19 protein-coding genes are annotated in these 18,442 nt (G+C 32.5%); 6 read left to right on the top strand and 13 right to left on the bottom strand.

Features of this window, described 5'->3' with window-relative positions; all coding sequences use genetic code 11:
* Positions 1-36 precede the first annotated feature (36 nt).
* The 5 genes from SD960_RS02925 to SD960_RS02905 are packed head-to-tail and all read right to left on the bottom strand — an operon-like array spanning position 37 to position 4,561.
* Complete coding sequence (locus SD960_RS02925; protein WP_318800794.1) at positions 37-564, bottom strand: MepB family protein; 528 nt, start codon at positions 562-564, stop codon at positions 37-39.
* Positions 565-617: 53 nt separating this feature from the next.
* On the bottom strand, positions 618-2,702 hold the full coding sequence (locus SD960_RS02920) for a hypothetical protein (RefSeq protein WP_318800792.1): 2,085 nt from the start codon (positions 2,700-2,702) through the stop codon (positions 618-620).
* Positions 2,699-3,250, bottom strand: a complete 552-nt coding sequence (locus SD960_RS02915) for a sigma-70 family RNA polymerase sigma factor (protein ID WP_318800790.1) — start codon at positions 3,248-3,250, stop codon at positions 2,699-2,701. The genes SD960_RS02920 and SD960_RS02915 overlap by 4 nt, the downstream gene beginning before the upstream one ends.
* Positions 3,251-3,300: 50 nt before the next feature.
* Positions 3,301-3,696 (bottom strand): hypothetical protein, encoded by a 396-nt coding sequence (locus tag SD960_RS02910; protein WP_318800789.1) that lies wholly within the window; start codon positions 3,694-3,696, stop codon positions 3,301-3,303.
* 7 nt (positions 3,697-3,703) lie between these two features.
* Positions 3,704-4,561 (bottom strand): protease complex subunit PrcB family protein, encoded by an 858-nt coding sequence (locus SD960_RS02905; RefSeq protein ID WP_318800787.1) that lies wholly within the window; start codon positions 4,559-4,561, stop codon positions 3,704-3,706.
* Positions 4,562-4,764: 203 nt separating this feature from the next.
* Between SD960_RS02905 and rmuC the strand changes: the two genes are divergently transcribed.
* From rmuC to SD960_RS02885, 4 genes are all read left to right on the top strand, one after another.
* The gene (gene rmuC / locus SD960_RS02900; RefSeq protein ID WP_318800785.1) at positions 4,765-6,138 is read left to right on the top strand and encodes a DNA recombination protein RmuC; all 1,374 of its coding nucleotides are present in this window, start codon (positions 4,765-4,767) and stop codon (positions 6,136-6,138) included.
* 23 nt (positions 6,139-6,161) lie between these two features.
* Positions 6,162-6,710, top strand: coding sequence for an acyl-CoA thioesterase (locus SD960_RS02895; protein ID WP_302093331.1), 549 nt, complete (start codon positions 6,162-6,164; stop codon positions 6,708-6,710).
* Between the two features lie 61 nt (positions 6,711-6,771).
* The gene (locus tag SD960_RS02890) at positions 6,772-7,167 is read left to right on the top strand and encodes a VOC family protein (RefSeq protein WP_318800782.1); all 396 of its coding nucleotides are present in this window, start codon (positions 6,772-6,774) and stop codon (positions 7,165-7,167) included.
* A gap of 319 nt (positions 7,168-7,486) precedes the next feature.
* Entirely contained in the window at positions 7,487-8,056 is a 570-nt protein-coding gene (locus SD960_RS02885) for a YceI family protein (RefSeq protein WP_318800781.1), read from the top strand.
* A 4-nt stretch (positions 8,057-8,060) separates the two neighbouring features.
* On the opposite strand, the gene SD960_RS02880 is transcribed toward SD960_RS02885, so the two are convergent.
* Positions 8,061-8,972 carry a TIGR01777 family oxidoreductase gene (locus tag SD960_RS02880; RefSeq protein ID WP_318800780.1) on the bottom strand — a complete coding sequence of 304 codons (912 nt, stop codon included), beginning with the start codon at positions 8,970-8,972 and terminating at the stop codon, positions 8,061-8,063.
* 94 nt (positions 8,973-9,066) lie between these two features.
* Here SD960_RS02880 and SD960_RS02875 point away from each other — a divergent pair, with 94 nt between their 5' ends.
* Entirely contained in the window at positions 9,067-9,729 is a 663-nt protein-coding gene (locus SD960_RS02875; RefSeq protein WP_318800778.1) for a TetR family transcriptional regulator C-terminal domain-containing protein, read from the top strand.
* Positions 9,726-11,030 (top strand): ABC1 kinase family protein, encoded by a 1,305-nt coding sequence (locus tag SD960_RS02870; protein ID WP_318800777.1) that lies wholly within the window; start codon positions 9,726-9,728, stop codon positions 11,028-11,030. Before SD960_RS02875 ends, SD960_RS02870 begins: the two co-directional genes overlap by 4 nt.
* Before the next feature lie 390 nt (positions 11,031-11,420).
* Here SD960_RS02870 and SD960_RS02865 read toward each other — a convergent pair whose 3' ends face one another.
* The 7 genes from SD960_RS02865 to SD960_RS02835 form a co-directional block, all read right to left on the bottom strand.
* Positions 11,421-12,716, bottom strand: a complete 1,296-nt coding sequence (locus SD960_RS02865; RefSeq protein WP_318800775.1) for a deoxyribodipyrimidine photo-lyase — start codon at positions 12,714-12,716, stop codon at positions 11,421-11,423.
* A 156-nt stretch (positions 12,717-12,872) separates the two neighbouring features.
* A complete protein-coding gene (locus SD960_RS02860; protein ID WP_318800774.1) occupies positions 12,873-13,337 on the bottom strand; it encodes an SRPBCC family protein in 465 nt (154 codons plus the stop codon).
* A gap of 184 nt (positions 13,338-13,521) precedes the next feature.
* Positions 13,522-13,962 (bottom strand): sterol desaturase family protein, encoded by a 441-nt coding sequence (locus tag SD960_RS02855; protein WP_318800772.1) that lies wholly within the window; start codon positions 13,960-13,962, stop codon positions 13,522-13,524.
* Between the two features lie 137 nt (positions 13,963-14,099).
* Positions 14,100-14,939: a phytoene/squalene synthase family protein gene (locus tag SD960_RS02850; RefSeq protein WP_318800771.1), complete on the bottom strand. Its 840-nt coding sequence runs from the start codon at positions 14,937-14,939 to the stop codon at positions 14,100-14,102.
* A 4-nt stretch (positions 14,940-14,943) separates the two neighbouring features.
* On the bottom strand, positions 14,944-16,410 hold the full coding sequence (locus SD960_RS02845; RefSeq protein ID WP_318800769.1) for a phytoene desaturase family protein: 1,467 nt from the start codon (positions 16,408-16,410) through the stop codon (positions 14,944-14,946).
* A gap of 36 nt (positions 16,411-16,446) precedes the next feature.
* Positions 16,447-17,346 carry a MerR family transcriptional regulator gene (locus tag SD960_RS02840; RefSeq protein ID WP_318800767.1) on the bottom strand — a complete coding sequence of 300 codons (900 nt, stop codon included), beginning with the start codon at positions 17,344-17,346 and terminating at the stop codon, positions 16,447-16,449.
* 73 nt (positions 17,347-17,419) lie between these two features.
* Positions 17,420-18,382 carry an ion channel gene (locus tag SD960_RS02835; RefSeq protein WP_318800765.1) on the bottom strand — a complete coding sequence of 321 codons (963 nt, stop codon included), beginning with the start codon at positions 18,380-18,382 and terminating at the stop codon, positions 17,420-17,422.
* Positions 18,383-18,442 lie beyond the last annotated feature (60 nt).

Below are 18,442 nucleotides of genomic sequence, written 5' to 3'. Positions count from 1 at the left end.
AAAGGCTGTCTGATATTCAGGCAGCCTTTTTGTATTTTATAAAAGCAGTAATTTTTTGATTTTATCGAAATCTGTTTTCGGTGCTATTTCACAGAAATAATCCAATTGCCATTTTTGCGTTTTTTGAGCTTGTTTGCTCGAAGTTTCGTCCCAGGGCGGATAAACTCTCGTGGCGCGTATTCCTTCCTTTGCAGCAGTCGAAAAAATCCCCTTTTGTAATAAAACTGATTTCGGGAAAATAAATTGACCTGATAAATCATTTTTTCTAACACTTACAATAACAAAATCAATTGCATCAGAAAAATCAAAAGGTTCAATAATTCCAGTTACATTTCGTTTCCATAAAGTCACAAACTGCCCGGTTTTTGTGGGCGTAATTTTTGCCGTTCTAAATTTAATAGTACGGTTTTCAATTTGAAAATCGTATGCATTATACTCCTGACTTTCTGCTTCCGGTTGAGGTTCAGAACATTCAAAATTACAATAATCATAAACCAATTCTTTGGCAGTAATTAAATCGTTAGGGAATAGTTTTGTATTGATCCAGTTATTTTTGATTGCCATTTATGAATGCTAATTTGTTGTTATTTTTCTTGAAAAGTACAACAAAAACAAGCTTAAAATGAAACATTCAAACCAAAATTTAACCCCCATTGGAATTGGTTAAAAGACTGTTCGCTTAAAGGATTTATATAATAATTCATTGCAGGCTCAACAAAAACATTTGTTTTTTTATAAATGCGATATTGTACAGTAGTACTTAATAGTGAACCATATACATAATCGTTTGCGTTTACATTTTCCCCAATAGAACTGCCATTTAAAGCCATATCGTTTGAAATTAATTTACCTACAAAACCACCGGTATTTAAACTAATATTGGTTTTGTTTTTATTAAAAATAGAATATGAAACTTCTAACGGCACCTCAAGATATCTTAAATTCTGATCCAGTTTTCCTTTTTCGAGATTATCACTTTTTAATGCCGTTATTGTATTAGTAGGCACAAATATATAATTGGCATTATTTGTAATATGAGAAGTTGCTACCGTTGCATTTTGATTGAAATAATCGCTTGAAGTTAAAAATGCATTTGTAGTTCTCATATAAGAAACATTGGCAATGCTCTGACCCAATTCATTGAATTTTACGCCAGAACTGACGGCCCATTTTTTATTGATTTTATATTTCGTTTTTACACCATAACTGTTACTTTGCTTAGAATCGTTTACGTTGCCTAAAGTTTTATCATTTTTATAATTTTCAGAATTGGCAACTCCGGCAAAAACTTCCACAGCCCATTTTTCATTTTTAGCAATAGCTTTTTCCTTGTCTTCTTTTTCTTTTTTAGTTTCAGGAGTTACGACAACAATACCTTTTTCTAAATTTTGAAGTTCTGCCAACTGAACAGAATCTTGTTTACTCAATGCATCACCAAATTTTGAAGTGCTTTTTTGATTATCAGCAATAGCCTTTTCGTTTGTTATGATTTCGTTTTTAAATCCTTTTGCAGCCGTATTTGTTTTTTGATCTTTATTTAATGCTGAATTAAAAGGATTTGAGGCCACATTGTTTTCGTTTTTTAAATTCAGTTTGTCTTCGAAAATAGAAGAAGGCGTTTGGTTTTTAGAACCAGAATTAAACGAATTTGTTTTATTCGAAACAATTGTTTTTTCGGCTACAACCTGATTTGCTTTTGCATTTTCAATATCTGAAAACTGATTTTTAGAACTGGAATTAAACGAATTTGCTTTATTCGGAACAACTGATTTTTCAGCTACAGCCTGATTTGCTTTTGCATTTTCAATATTTGAAAACTGATTTTTAGAACCAGAGTTAAAGGTGTTTGTTTTACTTGAGATAACAGATTTTTCAGCTACAACCTGATTTATTTTTGCTTTTTTAGTACTTGAAAATTGATTTTTAGCGTCAGAATTAAATGAATTTGCTTTCTCGGAGATAACAGATTTTTCGGCTACAGCCTGATTTGTTTTTACTTTTTCGGTATTTGGCGCTTGAAATTTAGAAGGCGAATTAAATGTACTTTCATTATTCAGAACAAGAGATTTTCCGGCTACAGCCTGATTTGAATTTCTTTTTTCAGAATGTAATGTTTCAGCTTTAGAAGCGTTATTAAAGCCATTCTCATTATTTGGGGCAAATGATTTTTCGGCTACTGCCTGATTTGGTTTATTTACTTCTAAATTTGATTTTCCATTTAAAACACCTTCTTTATTACTTTTGTTTTTGGTATTTATAGAACTAACTGTCGTTTTTTGATTTTGATCGATTTTAGAAGAGCCTGATATGCTATTTGTTTCTTTTTCAGATGAGTTTCCAAGCGCAACAGCGTTTTTTGCACTTTTTATTTCGTTGGTAATGGTATCTTTTTGAATATTGTTTTCATCAATACTTCTTGTTTTCGAATCATTCGATTGTGGATTTTTCTCGTCCAGAACAACATTGTTATTTTTAGAGCTATTATCAATAGTTTTAATTCCTGCATCAGAACTAAAATGTAAAACAGTTGGAAGCATTAAACCCAATAACAAGCATGCGGCAGCAGACCACCAAAGAATCGCTCTTTTTTTCTTTTTTGGTTTGTCTAATTTTTCTTCAATCTGACTCCATAATTCAGGAGGCGGAACACTTGAAAAGTTTTCCATTGATGAAAAAATATCTTCTATATTTTGCTTTTTCATGCTGTCTTAAAATTTTTTATGCTCAAAATTCTCTTTTGCAAAATGCGCTTGGCCCTGTTTAAATTTGATTTTGATGTTCCTTCCGAAATCTTTAGTAATTCGGCTATTTCCTTGTGTTTCATTTTTTCAAAAACATACAAGTTAAAAACCGTCCTGTATTGATCTGGTAAATCCCGAATGTATTCTAGCAGCTTTTCTTGTTCTATTGGCGGGATATCCAATTCCTGTTCTTCAACAAAATCCGTATCAGGGTCAAAAACATCCAAAAAGAAACTTTCTTTTTTCTTTTTATTTAAAGTCTCAATGAGTTTGTTTATAAAAATTCGCTTCATCCAGCCTTCAAAACTTCCTTCAAACTTAAACTGATTTATTTTTTGAAAAACAACAATAAATCCTTCCTGAAAAACATCTTTTGCGTCATCTTCATTTTTCATATATTTTAAGCAAATGCCATACAAAACCGGAGAGAACAACTGATAAATTTTCAGTTGTCCCTCTCGTTCATTTTGCATGCATTGGCGAATATATTTTTCTAAATCGTCTTTCAAAAAATGGTTAGATTTGTTTTGGCAAAATTAGCTTTTTTTAACTCATTTAGCTATCTTTTAAAAATAGTGCGGGTAGCGTCTGAGTTATTGCTTAAAATGGTTAGGTTTTGATTATCAAGCTTTTCGATTACATAAGTTTTACCTTCAAACGAAATAAGGTCATGCTCCAGATTATCTGCCGCACCAATTCCTTTTCCAATTTCATAACTGCTGTTTCTAATCTCTACATCATTTTTATAGGTAATTACTCTTCCATCAGAAGTAAAAACAACTTTTTTAGTAAATCCACTTGTTTTTGGTGTGGCCGTGTACGGATTATTGGTTCCTCCAATCGACTTTTCCCAAATCCAGGTGTTTACTATCGCGTTTGAATCTATTGTCTTTTCTGTAGCACAAAAGCTTGAAAAAAGACAAAAGGCAATAAAAAACAATACAATTCTTTTCATAATCTGATTATTTTAAACTTGTAATTTTATCCTGAATTGCTTTTTTGAAAAGTTTTACAGCGTCGCTTTGATCTTCAGTATCATGATTATCAATGAAAATTTTAGTGACAGTTCCTGCCTGACGCATTTGAAAATAAACGCCGCCCTGATCTGCAGTATCCGGAGCACCATACGTTTTAGTCTGACCTTTGATGTTCAAAATTTCTGCCGGAACATTTTTTAAGAACAAAGAATATTCGCCTCTTTTAATGGTGCTGGTGTATTTGTATTGTTCAAAACTATAACTTCCGTAAGCAACATCCTGAAATTTAAGAATGTTAAAATCATTTAATTGGTAGTAATTACGAACGCTGCCAATGTTTCCAATAATGATATTGTCAGGAGACTCTGAAGTTTTGATAAAAACAAGTGGTTTTTTAGTTGCAGGAATTAAAATAAAGTCTGAAGGGTAAGTTGGTGTTTGTGTAATTTGTTCACCTGCCTGTGGACTTTTTTCATAAAAGTTGATGATGATTTGACAGCTATTTTCATAAATAGAAGTGATTTTTATTTCGTATCCACTTGTTGGTTTTGCTCCGGCATAAACTCCAATTAAATTATTTTTTGTAAAATCAATATTAGGATCAGTTGCAACCGGGCAAGTATTTTCATGCTTTGTAAATGCCTTGTCCATGTATTCCTGAGTATCTATATAAACAGCCTGTGGGTTATTAGGCATATTTTTTACACTATAATTACATAAAAGAGGAAATCCTGTAAAAGGCACATTTACATCAGGTCCGCAATCTGTATTAAAATCATCGTTGTTAAGGGAGCAGGCACTAATTCCAAAAGCTATAAATAAGCCAAGCATTATTTTTTTCATGATATTTTTTTAATAGGTTATTATTTAATAGATAATCATATTTTAAAAAGGTTGCGTAAAACGGTTTTTTTTCGAGCATATTTTTTTGAAAAATGGTTCAGAATGTTTGTTTAATTTTGAATTGATAATAATTCGTGAAATTTAAATTTTAAAATTCGCTACTACGTATTATTGCGTACTTTTACTTAAAAAACAACTTAGTTATGTTCGACTTCCTTCCATTTTTATTGGTTTTTATAATCGCATTGTTACTAGGTATTTACTTTGGTAGAATATTGTTTTCGGCTAAATTTCAATCTGAAAAAGTTAGTTTAGAAGAAAGGTTAAATGCTAATGTAAATCAGTTTCAATTGCAGAAAGAGCAATTTGAAAATGACAGAAAAAATTTTGAAAGACTTTTGCAGCAAAATAATCTGGAAAAAGAAAACATAAGAACCGAAAAAGATAGTCTCGCGATTCAGCTTTCAAAGAAAGAAGTAGATTTTGAGAATTTATGGGAAAGGCATAAAGAACAAAAAGCCGAAATTACAGAGCTTCAGGAAAAATTTACCAAAGAGTTTGAAAATTTGGCGAATAAAATTCTCGAAGAAAAATCGGCAAAATTTACAGAACAAAATAATGAAAATATGAAAAGCATCTTGTTGCCTTTACAGGATAAAATTCATGTTTTTGAGCAAAAAGTAGATCAGACCCACAAAGAAAGTATTGATTATCATGCCGCTTTACGTCAGCAAATTTTAGGTTTAAGCGAAATGAATGCTCAAATGAGTAAAGAAACCTTAAACTTAACAAAAGCGTTGAAAGGCGATAGTAAAATGCAGGGAAATTGGGGCGAACTGGTTCTGGAACGAGTTTTAGAAAAATCCGGACTCGAAAAAGGAAGAGAATACGAAGTACAGCAAAGTTTTACCAATACAGAAGGAGCCCGCGTTTTGCCGGATGTTGTAATTAATTTGCCGGACGGAAAGAAAATGATTGTTGATTCGAAAGTTTCTTTGGTTGCTTATGAAAAATGGATCAACGAAGAGTCTGAAATTCTGAAAAGTGATTTTTTAAGAGAGCACGTACTTTCGATTAAAAGACATGTAGAACAGCTTGGCAGTAAAAATTACCATGATTTATATCAAATTGAAAGTCCGGACTTTGTATTGCTTTTTATACCAATAGAACCCGCTTTTGCGATTGCTTTAAACGAAGATTCTACGTTATACAACAGAGCTTTTGATCGCAATATTGTAATTGTAACACCAACCACATTATTAGCCACTTTACGCACTATTGATAGTATGTGGAGCAATCAGAAACAGCAGGAAAATGCTTTTGAAATTGCGAGACAGGCCGGTGCATTGTATGATAAATTTGAAGGCTTTGTAACCGATTTAGTAAAAATTGGAAACAAAATAAAAGACACCAAAACCGAATATGAAAATGCCATGAACAAACTCGTTGATGGAAAAGGAAATCTAATTTCGAGTGTAGAAAGATTAAAGAAAATGGGAGCGAAGGCCAAAAAATCGCTTCCGGAAAATATTATTACAAGAGCCTCAAATACCGACGAAAGTCAATCTTTAAATTAAACCTAACCAAACAGAATAAAAACATGACGACAGATTTTAAGCCCGTTTCATCATCAAAAATTAGTATTTCCGAACTAATGTTACCATCGCATACCAATTTCAGCGGTAAAATTCATGGAGGATATATTCTTCAATTATTAGATCAGATTGCTTTTGCGTCGGCATCAAAATTTTGCGGTAATTATTGTGTTACAGCCTCAGTTGATACAGTGAACTTTTTAAAGCCTATCGAAGTGGGAGAATTAGTGACAATGAAGGCTTCTGTAAATTACGTAGGGCGCAGTTCGATGATTGTAGGTATTCGTGTTGAAGCTGAAAATATTCAGACTGGTGCCGTAAAACATTGTCTTTCGTCTTATTTTACAATGGTTGCAAAAGATAAAGAAGGAAAAAGTGTGCAGGTTCCCGGACTTATTTTATCCAGTTTAGATGAAGTACGAAGATTTAGAAAATGTATCAAACAAATAGAAGCTAAAAAAGAAGTAGAAGAGCATGCGAAAATTACGAATGTAAATTCTATAGAAGATTTGGCAAGTTTAGATAAATATAATGTTTTGTTAGAAATTGGATAATTCTATGTAAAATGATTTTCGTAAATTGAAATTCTATTATTAAAATTAAAAAAGCAAAGAAATGGTCAAATTTGGATATACAATATTATATGTAGAAGATGTAGAAAAATCGATTGTGTTTTATGAAAACGCTTTTGGTTTTTCAAGAAAGTTTATTTCGCCGGATAATGATTATGGTGAATTGATTACGGGTGAAACTACGCTTTCATTTGCATCAAAAAAACTGGCAGCACAAAATTTAGAAGATGGTTTTTTCGAAAGCAGTTTAGAAGATAAACCTTTTGCAATAGAAATAGGTTTTATAACCAATGATGTACCCGAACTTGTACAAAAAGCAACTTCGTTTGGTGCAGTATTGGTAAAAGAGCCAACAAAAAAACCGTGGGGACAAGTTGTAGCTTATGTAAGAGATCTGGATGGATTTTTAGTTGAGATTTGTACCGAAGTTGAAGGGTAAGAATTTAATTCAGAATAATTAATTATTATATAGTTTCTACGGGACACTTTGAAATACACATTCATTTCAAGTGTTCTTTAGAGACAATACTTTATCGCCATATTTTTTGCCTTATTCTGCATTTCAAAAGCAAAAACATTTCACAAATATTTAGCATAAAATCGACGACCAAACTCCGGAAAATAGCGTAACTTTAAGTGTATATATAAGTTGCTATATTTAACTGAATAACTGCCATTCGATTTTTCAAAACTGATTTTTTCAGTTGTCTATTTAATTTAAAAAATGGAGTGACATAATTGTTTAATTGCTGACGATTATGAAAAGAACTACTTTACTTATTTTGCTTTTTACTGCATTTTCTTTATATGCTCAGGAAAAATTTACAACCAATACAGCCACAGTAAATTTTGAAGCATCAATACCTCTTTTTGAAGAAATAAAAGCAGTAAATAGATCGGCTGTTATAGTTTTAGAGCCTAAAACCAGTACATTTATTTGTACCGTTATAATCAGAGATTTTCGATTTAAATTAGATTTAATGCAAGAGCATTTTAATGAAAACTATTTAGAGAGCCATCGTTATCCTAAAGCCGTTTTTAAAGGAAAAATTGCAAAATTTGATATTAAAGATATTGATGACGCCGAAAAGGAATATTTAATAAAAGGAAAATTAACTGTACACGGAAAATCACGAGAAATTGAAGTAAAGGCCTTGTTGAGAAAAGTAAATGAAGGAATACAAATTCATTCTGATTTTCCAATTTTAGTATCTGATTTTGATATTTCAATTCCAAAGAAAATAGGTTCAAAAATTTCATCGACTGCCAATACAGGTTTAACCGGAGTTATTAGAAACGAAGAAATGGCTCTTTTAACTTTAAAATAAAAAATCAGGACAAACTATGAGAAAGCGCAGTTTCAATATCGGTAAATTGAAACTCAAACCCTGTTTTTTGTATTTTTTCAGAAGAAACTCTTTGTCCTTCCAAAACGGCAACACTCATTTCGCCCAAAGCAAAGCGAATTAAAAATGTAGGTACTTTTGGGAGCCAGATTTTATATCCGTAAAGGTTAGCCAGAATTTTAGAAAATGAGCCATTGGTTGTATTATCGGTAATCGCGGCGTTATACGCACCGTGCATTTCGGGATCTATGACAGCTTTTAAATAAATCTGGCACAGATCTTCGATATGAATCCAGGGTAAATACTGTTTTCCAGAGCCTATAATGGTGCCAAAACCGGCTTTAAATGATGGTGCGATCTTTTTAAGAAAGCCTTCATTTTTTCCAAAAACAATTCCGGTTCTTACTTTTACGGTTCGAATGCCTAATGAATTAATTTCATCAACAGCTTCTTCCCATTTTTGGCAGGTTACTCCTAAAAAGTCATTTGCCGGAGGCTGGTATTCAGTACAAATTTGTTTGCGGGTATAGGCGCCGTAAATTCCAATCGCCGAAGCCGAAATAAAGGCATCCAGTGATTTATTTTTCTTCTTTAAAACATTAAAAATTAGTTTGACTGGTTTTGTCCGACTTTCCAGAATTGCTTTTTTGCGTTTTTCTGTCCATCGTTTTTCAACAATTCCTTCGCCTGCCAAATGAATAATATAATCGGCCTTAAGTATGGCTTCTTCCTCGATAAAATCATTTTTTAAATCCCATTTGTAATAAGTGATTAAAGGTGTGTTTTTTCGATCATCGCGGCTTAGTACAGAAACCGAAAAACCATTAGCAATTAATACTTCGGTTAAGTATTTGCCAATGAACCCTGATCCGCCGGTAAGTAAGACATTTTTGGACATGATTTATAATATATTTAACAGTGCATCTTGTTTAGCGATTAGTAAAGATAATTAAACATTGCTTACCTTTAAGGCGAATTCTAAATTAATTAAAATGGATACTAAAAAGAAGATAATCAGCAAAGAAGATATCGTTTCGCTTTACATGAATGAGATTTTAGAGAAAGGGCAAAAGCCAAAATCTGTATACCATTTTGCAAAAGAAAATGATTTTGAAGAAACAGAATTTTATGCTTTTTTTGGAACATTAGAAGGTTTAGAAAAAGAAATTTTCAGGCTCTTTTTTGTTAATACAGTTGATTTGCTTCATAAAAATGCAGATTATCAGGAGTATGATATGAAAAACAAAATGTTGAGCTTTTACTTTACTTTTTTCGAAATATTGACTGCCAATAGAAGCTACGTCCTGCAATCATTAAAAATAGATAGAAATCCTTTAAAAAACCTTTCGCAATTATCGTTGCTTCGAGGAAGTTTTAAAGAATATGTTTCAGAAATCCTAACGGATGATTATAGAATTGAGCAGGAAAAATTCCAAAAATTTCAGGAAAAAGGAATTCAGGAATCGGCCTGGCTGCAATTAATGATGACTATAAAATTCTGGATGAATGATGCGTCGCCGGCTTTTGAAAAAACGGATATTTTTATCGAAAAATCTGTAAACGCTTCGTTTGAGTTAATGAATGTTGCGCCATTGAACCATCTTTTAGATTTCGGAAAATTTCTTTTCAAAGAAAAAATATACAACAAACAATGAAAACAATAGATTATATACCAACCTCAAAAATAGAAAGAGCCGGAAAACTAGTGCAGACCGGCGCCAAAATTGGGGTAAACTACGTTAAACATTATGCCGAAAAAATTGTAAATCCCGATTTAACCCGAGATAAACTCAATGAGAATAATGCCGAAGATATTTACGACGGTTTAAAAAGCCTAAAAGGAAGCGCACTAAAAGTGGCGCAAATGCTAAGCATGGACAAGAATTTTTTGCCTCAGGCTTATGTAGAGAAATTTTCGCTGTCACAATTTTCTGTTCCGCCATTATCTGCACCATTGGTTTTAAAAACATTCAAAACTAATTTTGGAAAAACACCTTATGAAATCTTTGATGAGTTTAATGCAAACTCTGTGAATGCAGCAAGTATTGGGCAAGTACATTTGGCATCTAAAAATGGTAAAAAACTGGCCGTTAAAATTCAATATCCGGGTGTTGCCAACAGTATTTCTTCAGATTTGGCATTGGTAAAACCTATTGCAATCAGAATGTTTAATTTGCAGGGAAAAGACTCTGATAAATATTTTAAGGAAGTTGAAGATAAACTGATTGAAGAAACCAATTATTTATTAGAACTGGAACAAAGTAAGGAAGTTGTTGAAGCTTGCAGTAAAATAGAAAATATACTTTTTCCGAATTATTATCCTGAGTTTTCATCAGAGAAAATTATTACGATGGATTGGATGACGGGAATTCATCTTTCTGAATTTACGGCTATAAATACAGATCGTGAAGTTGGGGATAAAATAGGACAGGCACTTTGGGATTTTTATATGTACCAAATTCATGTTCTTAGAAAAGTTCATGCAGATCCTCATCCGGGAAATTTTCTGGTAGATGATCAAAATAATTTGATTGCTTTAGATTTTGGCTGTATGAAACAAATCCCAGCTGATTTTTACGTGCCTTATTTTGAGTTAATCAATAAAAATGTAATTACAGATCCAGCTCTTTTTAATCAAAAATTATTCGAATTAGAAATTCTTCGTCCAGACGATTCGCCTTCGGAAATTGAATATTTTACAGAAATGTTTCATGATTTATTGTCACTTTTCACAAAACCTTTTCAAAACGAAACTTTCGATTTTTCCGATGAAACTTTCTTTGAAAATATTGCCAAATTAGGCGAGCGCTTTTCAAACGATACCAATCTTAAAAAAATGAACGGAAATCGCGGTTCAAAACATTTTATTTACATGAATCGTACTTTCTTCGGTTTGTATAATTTAATGTTTGATTTAAAAGCAAAAATTAAAGTCGATAATTATTTGAAATACTAGGAATATAAAATTCCAATCCCGAAGTGTCGGGATAAATTCCAAATTCCAATTTTTAGGAAATCTTTGTCAAATTTTTTTGGCGAGATTTCTTTTTAAATAAGAGATCTGATTTTCGCTTTATATCAAAAATCATTATTTTATTAGTAAGTCCCAGAGGGACGTTATATTTATAGAATTTATGCGTTTTTTGAAAAGAGCCCCTTAGGGGCGACATATTCTACAAAGCTTAAAGAAAAGATAGATTTCGCTCCGCTGGAGCTTTATATCAATCGTGTATATATTCTATAAATATAACGTCCCTCCGGGACTTGCTTTGTCTTTATTTTTTCTTTGCTTACAAAACTTTGTCAATTGGAATTTGGGATTTTTTATATTGAAATTTATTTTTTATTATTTAATAATCCCAGCCTTATAAGTCGCAATCGCGCGATCTCTTGCAAAAGCATGATCTACCATTGGCTCATTATAACCCAGATCAAATTCAGGAATCCATTTGCGAATGTAAATTCCTTTTTCGTCAAATTTCTTTTGTTGAATTTCTGGATTAAAAACTCTGAAGTATGGCGCAGCATCACAACCTGTTCCGGCTGCCCATTGCCAATTTCCTACGTTTGAAGCCAATTCAAAATCTAACAATTTTTCTGCAAAATAAGCTTCGCCCCATTGCCAGTTAATTAGCAAATGTTTGCATAAAAAGCTTGCTACAACCATTCGAACACGATTGTGCATATAACCTGTCTCATTTAGCTGACGCATTCCTGCATCGACCATAGGATAACCGGTCGTTCCGGAACACCAGCGTTTAAAATCGGCTTCGTTATTACGCCACTGAATTCCGTCGTAAGCCGATTTGAAATTGTGATTTACAACATTGGGAAAGCTAAACAGAATCTGAATGAAAAATTCTCTCCAGATTAATTCACTTAAAAATGTTTGATTTTTCTTGTTAGCCCAATTTACTAATTTTCGAATACTAACTGTTCCAAAACGTAAATGTGGCGAAAGATATGACGTACTATCCAAAGCCGGAAAGTCACGAGTTTCTTTATAATTCGTAATTTGAGTTAAATTATGAGGAAGCACTTTTATGATGCTTTCTTCAAAACCTATTTCGGCTAATTTTGGAAACGGAAACTGATTTTTTGCAAAATTTTTTAATAAGGGTTTTGTATCATATTCTGGTGCCTGGCCTGAAAGATGGTACTTTTCGAGCCATTTGTTTTTGTATGGTGTATAGATCGTATACGGAAGCCCGTCTGCTTTTGTGATTTCTTTTTCTTCAAAAATAACGTGATCTTTAAAGGAGAAAGTTTTGATATTATTTTCTTTTAATAAAGAAGAAATAGCTAAATCTCTCTTGCTTGCAAAAGGTTCATAATCTTTATTGAAGAATACTTTTTGAATATCGAATTCTTCCAGAAGTGATTGCCAGACTTCTATGGTTTTTCCTTTTTTAATTAAAAGTGAAGTGTCAATTTCTGAGAGTTCAGCATTTATTTTTTGAAGTGAATCATAAATAAAATTTACACGAGCGTCATTTTTAGGAAGATTTTCCAGAATTTCATCGTCAAAAATAAATAACGGAATTACGGGAAAATTAGATTGTAAGGCTTCAAATAATCCTGTATTGTCTTCTAAACGTAAATCACGTCGAAACCAGAAAAAGGTAACTTTTTGTTTTGTCATTATATGGTTATTCTTTTTTTCTGCCACAGATTAAAAGATTTTAGCTGATTTTTTTTTCGCCACGAATTCACGAATTTTCAGATATTTTAATTCGTGGATTCGTGGCTAATTTTATATATAATCTTTTAAATCTTAAAATCTGTGGCAAAAAATAATTTATGCTTTAGCTTTGAATAGTTCATCGATTTTAGCGCGACGGTAATCAAAGATATTTTTTACTTTATTTTTCACGACCAAAGTATTCATTACACGGCCCAGAAATCCTAAAGGCAATGCGTAATGAACAATATCTGTCATTTTTGTACCATTTTCTGTTGGCTCAAAAAAATGTTTGTGATGCCATAAAGCATACGGGCCAAAACGCTGTTCGTCAACAAAGTACTTGTTTTCTTCGGAAACTGTAATGATCGTCATCCAGTTTATTTTGATGCCGAGAAGAGGTTTTAACGTATAGGTGATAACTTGCCCAGGATACATGCGTTTGCCGTCATAATCCTGAATTTCGAAAGTCATATTCTTAGGTGTGATTGTTTGGAGGTTTTTTGGACTTGAGAAAAAGTCCCAACATTCTTCAATTGTGGCGTTTAAATGCTGAACTGTTTCTAATTTATATACTTTCATGAAAATTAATTATTACAATTGTTCTTGAAGACACGTTTGAGTTACGGATTACCTCACTATTAATATTTTAAACGGAGTTCAGTGAACTACGTTTGCAGTGGAGCTCTTTTTGTTGCAAGCTTTTTCTGCCTGACGCAAAAAAGCGGGAACGAAAGCTCGACCTTTTGGGAACGCCCAAATTATATTACATCTTATAATATTTGAAAGGAACAAAGAGCATTCCGAAACATTCTCCGTGTTCTTTTCCCAGATGTTTATGATGCATTTTATGTGCTTTTCGTAAACCGATGAGGTATTTATTTTTGGTGTTTTTAAACCATTTAAAACGCTGATGAATCAAAACATCGTGAATTAAAAAATAACATACTCCGTAAAGTGTAACGCCACAGGCGATAAAAAATAAATAGTTGAAACCGCCCTGAACTCCAAAATAAAAAAGAGTTATACTGGGAATAGCAAATATGACAAAGAAAATATCATTGCGCTCAAAAGTATTTTCGTATTTGGGCTGATGATGATCTGCATGAAAATACCACATTAGACCATGCATAATGTACTTATGCGTAAGCCAGGTAATGCATTCCATGAATAAAAAAACACCTAAAAAGATTAAAAAAGAAATCATTTTGTATTGTTAAAGTTATTATTTTAATTTCGGTTTGTCATTACGAAGGAGAAATCTCATCCAGAGAGCGAGGTACTGTATGTCTTTACTTTATGTGATTTCTCCTTAGTCGAAAGGACAAAAATTGGTAGATTTTTTTACACCAATTTTAATTTGTAAGTTACAAAAGATTGCGCTAAAAGCCCGGCTTTTGTATAATTTGAAACTCTTATTCTTGAATTTCCAATTTCATAATAAGGTGTGTTCTTCAGTTTTTTAAGCAGTTTTTTGTAATAAACATAAGCGGTATAAACTCCAAATTTGGCTTCGATTGGTAATTTTATAATTCCCTGATAGGCAACTTTAAAATCTTCTTCAATTTCCTGGATTATAGCGGTTTTTGCATTTTCATCAAAAGATTTTAAGTCAACTCCCGGAAAATAATTACGGTTTAAAACCAAATTATCATCTTTTAAATCTCTTAGAAAATTTACTTTCTGAAAAGCAGATCCTAATCGCATTGCTTCACTTTTGAGCTGCTCGTATTTTTGATTGTTTCCTTTTACAAAAACTTTCAGGCACATTAAACCCACAACATCAGCAGAGCCATAGATATAATCTTCGTATTCTGTTTGTGTGTTATAATTTGATTTAATGAGATCGAGTTTCATGCTTTTTAAAAATGCCTGAACAAGATCGTCAGTAATATTGTATTGTTTTACAGTATGCTGAAAGGAGTTTAAAATCGGGTTTAAACTAATTCCGTTTTCTATGGCTTTGTAGTATTCTTTCTCGAAATCGCTGATGAGGTTTTCTTTGTCGTAATCATGAAATGAATCGACAATTTCGTCTGCAAACCGAACAAACCCGTAAATACTGTGAATACCGTCTCTAATGCTTGGCGATAACATATTTACCGCAAGCGAGAAGGATGTACTGTAGTTTTTGGTTACCAACTTACTACATTTAAAGGAAACTGTATCAAATAGTGATTTCATTTTTTTACGGTCTAATAGATTTTTGAATTAACTCGGCAACCAATTTTCCTGAAATTAAAGCTGGCGGAACACCCGGTCCTGGAACAGTTAACTGTCCTGTGAAATATAAATTACGTACTTTTTTACTTTTTAGTTTTGGTCTTAAAAAAGCGGTTTGCAATAATGTATTTGCCATTCCGTATGCGTTTCCTTTGTATGCATTGTAATCTGTTACAAAATCATTTTTACAGAATGACTTCTTAAATATAATATTTTTTTTAACGTCTTGTTGCGTAAGTTGCTCAAAACGAGTGATTATCTTTTCAAAATACTCCTCTCGAAGTTCTTCGCTATCGTTTATTCCTGGTGCTAACGGAATAAGGAAAAATCCACTTTCCATTCCTTCCGGGGCTGCAGTTTTATCTGTTTTTGATGGAAAGTTGGCATAAAATAAAGGAGCATCGGGCCATTTTGGATGATCGTAAATATCGGCTGCATGCTGATTAAAATCCACATCAAAAAATAAAGCATGATGGGTAACGTTTTCTATTTTTTTATTAAAACCTACAAAAAAGAGTAGGGAGGAAGGTGCAAATACACGGCTTTCCCAATATTTATCGGAATAAGTTCTGAATGTTTCGTCTAATAAAGTTTCCGTATGATGATAGTCGGCACCGCTTAAAATAATATCTGCATTAATGGTTTTTCCATTAATTAAAATTCCTGTTGCGGTTTTATTTTCGATTATTATTTTTTCGATTGGTGAATTGGTTTCGAAAGTAACTCCCAATTCAAGAGCTAATTTTTCTATTCCCCGAATTACATCAAACATTCCGGTTTTTGGATGCCAGGTTCCTAAGCCAAAATCGGCATAATTCATAAAATTATAAAACGAAGGTGTTTTAGAAGGTTTAGCACCGAGAAACAAAACGGGAAATTCTAGAATCTGAACTAGTCTTTCGTTTTTAAACTCTTTCCTAATGTCGTTACTGACTGTGCTAAAAAATTGATTGAGTTTTAGAATGGTTTTTGGCGTAACTAATTCTAATGGTGAAACTCCGGGACGATAAACCAATTCTTTGATGGCAATATCGTAATTGCTTTTTGCGTGATTAATAAAAACTTCAAGTTTTGCGCCGCTTCCTTTTTCGATATTTTCAAAAGTAGATTTTATTTCATCTAAATTATCATAAATATTAATGAAGTCATTTATGCCGAAATAAACACGATAAGCCGGATTTAACTTTATAAGTTCATAATAATCAGAAGTTTTTTTGCCAAAGTCATGAAAGAAACGTTCAAATACGTCGGGCATCCAATACCAGCTTGGTCCCATGTCGAAGATAAAGCCATCTTTTTTAAATTGTCTTGCCCGACCGCCTATTGTGTCGTTTTTTTCGTAAATAGTGACTTTGTTTCCTTGTTGAGCCAGGTAACACGAAGCGGCTAATGCAGAGAAGCCTGATCCTATTATTGCGATTGTTTTTGTCATTTGTTTAACAAATATACAAAAACTTTAAACAAAATATTAAATCGATTCTATTGTTTCTTCCATCGAGTCAAAAATTCTGATTCTGTCTGGTAGATTTTTGGTGTCTATATGTTCTGTCATTTTACCCATAAGCCATATTTCATTGGTTTTTTGAAGTAATTTTTGACCCATCGTTTTTACATATTGATTGATAACATTGCGATCAGGCTGAATCGTCATAAAAGAAACAAACGTGATATTTTCAAAATGTTTGGTAAGATCCTGAAGATTTTCGATCGGCATGCTTTCACCTAAATAAATGGTTTTGTATCCTTTGGACAAAATTTCATATTGCAGATACAATAATCCAATTTGATGAATTTCGTTTAAAGGCAGCGAGAGCACAAAGATCCTGTCGGTTTGGGTTGGTTTTAGTATTTGAAGACTCTCAGTATAAATTAAAATCTTTTGTTTGATCAAATGACTCATGAAATGCTCATTTGCCGGAGTTATCGTTTCTGATTGCCATAATAATCCCAGTTCTTTTAACAAGGGAAGAAAATGTTCTTTGAAAACTTCCTTAAACGATTTTTCAGAAATAAGCCAGTCGAATGTATGGAAGAAAATTTCCTGGTCAAAATTCATCATTGCCATTTTAAATGAAGTAATGGCGTAGTTTTGAGCATTTTTCTTCGAGATTATCTCACGAACTAATTGTGGGATTTTTTCTTCGGGGAAAGTTGATATTTTAGAAATCTTATAACCGTAGTCATGCAGTAAGGTTATATTTAAAAGTTTTTGTAAGCTATGTAAATTATAAAGACGAATATTGGTATCCGTTCTCATGGGTTCAAGAATATTGTATCTTTTCTCCCAGATACGAATTGTATGGGCTTTTATTCCCGATAAGTTTTCCAGATCCTTTATGCTGAAAACAGTCTTTATGTTGTTTATCATTGTACATTAATTGGGTGAACAAAAATAAAACAAAATCTGACATTACCTTTAAAACTTAATTAATAATGACGGTTTATGAAAAGTTTGTAGTATGATACTGATTTAATTTGTCGAGATACAAAATCGTTTTAGTACCATCTTTGCTTCTGTTGTACATTGTTTCGAATTTTGCGCCATAAATAATCTCATTAAATGTATAAGATGTTCGTGCTGCGACTGTATTGCTAAACATATCATCAAAAGTGGTAATAAAAACCAGAATTTCACCATGAGTCTTTTTAAAATCGTCTTCGGTAAAATTATACAACGGACTTTCTTCTGTTATGGCATGTACCAATGTCCAGCTTAATGAAAGCGCATTTATACGGTCTAATTCGAGATCAAGAGTATAGAATTTATTGGTTCTGGCGCCATTTTCTTCAACACTCATTCCTAAGGTGATTTTTGCTTTTGCATCGGTAAAATTGGTGTTCTTAAAAGGAACAACCCGAATCATTAATGCTTTTTGTTCTTTATAAGGAGAAATTAATGCGTTGTGTGAAAATTTTAAAAAAGCAGTTGGTTTACTGAATCTTCCAAAGAATAATCCGGTTGCAATTGCAAAACTCAATAAACCGATTAAAGCTTCGGCAGCGGATAAAGCGCTGGTCAAAAATCCGGTTGGACTAATATGTCCGTAACCAACAGTAGTAAAAGTTTGTGCGCTAAAAAAATAGGCCTGACCAAATTGGGTTAAAACGCTTTGCGATTGCGCAATTCCGTCCAGATGTTCTATGCCGATTGCATAATATAAAACAGCAAATATAAAATTGATTACGATATAAAACGAAAATAGAATAAACATGAATTTCCAGTTTGGCATGTCGATCATGGTGTGGTACCAACTAATGCGACGCAGTAAATTCATTCCTCTTTTTTCAATATTGGCAGTTCCGTTTTTGTTTACAAATCTTCCTCCGTAACTGTTTGCATTCGTTCCAAAACCAGAATTTTCGTCTGTCTTGGCTTTATTGTTTAATATTTTAAGAAGTGCCATTGAAAATTAATTTATAGAACAAATGTAGTAATATCTTTTATACAGAATCGGTAAGGTAAT

This window comes from Flavobacterium sp. MMLR14_040, assembly GCF_033657265.1.
GTDB lineage: Bacteria > Bacteroidota > Bacteroidia > Flavobacteriales > Flavobacteriaceae > Flavobacterium.
Note: the sequence above shows the minus strand (reverse complement) of the source record. Positions and strands in the feature narration are given on the sequence as shown.